This window comes from Moorena sp. SIO4G3 (assembly GCF_010692305.1).
GTDB classification, from domain to species: domain Bacteria; phylum Cyanobacteriota; class Cyanobacteriia; order Cyanobacteriales; family Coleofasciculaceae; genus Moorena; species Moorena producens_A.
The window spans coordinates 1-2,505 of the sequence record NZ_JAAHIG010000644.1; the positions used below are offsets into that span (position 1 = coordinate 1).

General features: G+C 41.6%; 5 protein-coding genes. 1 reads left to right on the forward strand and 4 read right to left on the reverse strand.

The genetic code is table 11. The annotated features are described in order from the left end of the window. Positions 1–426 precede the first annotated feature (426 nt). Genes F6J99_RS44080 through F6J99_RS44090 form a run of 3 tightly spaced genes read right to left on the reverse strand, consistent with a single transcriptional unit; the run spans position 427 to position 1,015 of the window. Positions 427–558, reverse strand: a complete 132-nt coding sequence (locus tag F6J99_RS44080; protein WP_293123528.1) for a hypothetical protein — start codon at positions 556–558, stop codon at positions 427–429. Next, positions 549–803 (reverse strand): hypothetical protein, encoded by a 255-nt coding sequence (locus F6J99_RS44085; RefSeq protein ID WP_293123531.1) that lies wholly within the window; start codon positions 801–803, stop codon positions 549–551. Before F6J99_RS44085 ends, F6J99_RS44080 begins: the two co-directional genes overlap by 10 nt. A 2-nt stretch (positions 804–805) precedes the next feature. Beyond that, on the reverse strand, positions 806–1,015 hold the full coding sequence (locus tag F6J99_RS44090) for a hypothetical protein (protein ID WP_293123534.1): 210 nt from the start codon (positions 1,013–1,015) through the stop codon (positions 806–808). A gap of 111 nt (positions 1,016–1,126) precedes the next feature. Between F6J99_RS44090 and F6J99_RS44095 the strand changes: the two genes are divergently transcribed. Further along, positions 1,127–1,330: a hypothetical protein gene (locus tag F6J99_RS44095; RefSeq protein WP_293123537.1), complete on the forward strand. Its 204-nt coding sequence runs from the start codon at positions 1,127–1,129 to the stop codon at positions 1,328–1,330. Here F6J99_RS44095 and F6J99_RS44100 read toward each other — a convergent pair. Next, positions 1,298–2,505 (reverse strand): glycosyltransferase family 4 protein (locus F6J99_RS44100; protein ID WP_293123540.1); only part of this gene is annotated, 1,208 nt, incomplete at its 5' end. The two genes, F6J99_RS44095 and F6J99_RS44100, sit on opposite strands and share 33 nt — an antisense overlap.

The window sequence follows — 2,505 nt, forward strand, 5'->3', positions numbered from 1 at the left end:
GGTAATAGGTCATCAGGGGAGCTAGTCCTGGATGAATATTTGTACATTATCTATAGCCCCCTCATGGGTAATTGCTTGCTCTACTGGAAAATAGTACTAATGTTTAAGCATTGCAAGACCTGCTCCCTGGGGAGATGGGGAGATGGGGCAGATTTTTATTAAGGGTAATGTAAGCCATCAGCTATCAGCGATTAGCGCTACTTGAGATGCTACTTGAGGTGCTATCAGCCGAAGGCCAAGGTCTTTGGCTGATAGCTGAATGCTAACCTTAAACCTGATAACCTTCAACACTAATAACCTTAAACCTACTAACCTTAAACCTACTAACCTTAAACCTACTAACCTTAAACATACTAACCAAAAAAAATAGCCGCAGAAATACTTTCCACGGCTAGGAATTTTCGACTATGCACTGAATTTTATCACCTATCTGTTCGCGTAGCGAACAGACCGGAGCCTTTGCCCTGGGGGGAAACCCCCCCAGAAATTTAGCGATGCAGCGCGGTCTTGGGGGTTTCCCCCATGAGCGACTGCATCAAGACAAGCTGTTAACGCCAAATCCAGTATCTCCTCATTATCGTAATAAATTGCCCTGGAATTCCAGTGGGTTGAAGAGGACTCCACTCCGAAAGCTGTGCATAGCCCATGGCATTAAGGATATGCATGGTATGGCTTATTTGCTGGCGAGTTCCCTTTAGAATATACGGAACAAGGAATTCTTTTTCGGAAAACTCCTCAGGAGTAATCTTCGGAGTGATATCCTCTGGATTATTGTCTGAATTTGGCAGAAAATTGTTATGCATAGTCAAAAATTATTTTTAGGCTTATAACTATAATAATAATGATTATAAATAAGTTTGTCAAGGGTTTTTATAAATTTTTTTTTGAGGGATAATTTAAAGGAAACGAGGGAATCGGGAATCGGGAATCGGGAATCGGGAATCGGGAATCGGGAATCGGGAATCGGGAATCGGGAATCAGTAAAAAATCGGAAGCGTTCGCGTAGCGTGACCAAAGGTCAATCGCGTTTTTTTAATTAAAATTACCGATAAAATTGGTTAGCTAAAATTGTAATAATAAGTTAGCGTTCGCGTAGCGTGACCAAAGGTCAATCGCGTAGGGTGACATGCAGGTCAATCGCGTTTTTTTTCGGAGTAATATTACCCAAAGCTTCGACAAAAGTAAATTTGTAAAATCTGAAGTTCCCGACTCCCGACTCCCGACTCCCGACTCCCGACTCCCGACTCCCGACTCCCGACTCCCGACTCCCTACTCCCTACTCCCTACTCCCTGTTCCCTATTCCCTGTTCCCTGTTCCCTTTACCATTAATCTACACCGTTCAATCATATCAATATAAGCTGGCGATAACTCCTGCCAACTAAACCGTTCATAGACCGTATTATGACAATTTTCACGCTTACTATCGTTATACCCTTCACTCAAGACTTGAGTAATTAAATTAGCTAAACTTCCGGTTAATTCAAAATTAGCGAAATATCCTTCATTGCCTAAAACAAAGTGAGTAATGTCATAATCATGAGCTAGACACGGTAAACCATGGGACATCGCCTCCACAATTACTCGTGGTAATCCTTCATGGAGAGACGCTAAGACGAAAAGATCAGCAACCTGATAGTAATTCGTTACTTGCTCACGAGCAACAGTTCGCACTTGAAACTGATCAACCCCTAATAGCTCTTGGCCAAGCTGAATAATTTCTGGTGATTCAGCATCCTGTTGACCTAATAATACTAGGAATGGTCTAGGTTTTGGCAAACTCGCTACTTCATTAATAATGTAGTCCATGCGTTTGTGAGACTTATTAATCGCTGCCACAGAAAGAATTAACGGTTGCTGTTTCGGTAGTCCTAATTTCTCTCGTAACGCCTCTCGTTCTAATGGTGATAGTATCTGTAATTTTGCAGGGATAAAGAATCCAGAGGGTAGTAGACTTTGTTGATCAGCAGGCTCTCCATAAGTTAACGCCTGTTTAAAGTGAATTGGTGTTAACTGCTGTACATGATCCCAACGGGAAAAAGGAGGGGATAAGGCTCCTCCATTACGGAAAAGTAGCTTATAATTCTGTTTTGTCAAACGCCGCCAGTGCCACAGTAGATAGCCTAAGCCATCATCACTGAAGTAAATTACCTCTGGACGTTTACGATATATATGTGATAATAAACTTAAGGTAAATGATGCTTGTTCAATAAAGTAGCCTTCTTGTCTGACAAAATAGTCACCTTTTTTGAAAAATTCACTTACTTGCTTAACCAATCGTCCCAGTTGACCTGCCATCCAACTATACCGTGGTAGATTCCATAATGTAATCATTTTTTTATCAGACTTACCTCCTCCTTTAAAAAGGGTGATATCAAGAGACGATTCCTGAGATAAAGCAGCAAAGCACTCTTGGGCAAACGATTCATAGCCCCGCTGGATATGACCTAGACCAGAACAGATTAGAAAAACTTTAGTCATGGGATCGCGGATTGATTTATTCTCGA

What these genes read in the sequence shown, in the direction of transcription:
- F6J99_RS44095 (WP_293123537.1), top strand. Translation starts at nt 1,127, where the DNA reads ATGCAGGTCAATCGCGTTTTTTTTCGGAGTAATATTACCCAAAGCTTC.
- F6J99_RS44085 (WP_293123531.1), bottom strand. Translation starts at nt 803, where the DNA reads ATGCATAACAATTTTCTGCCAAATTCAGACAATAATCCAGAGGATATC.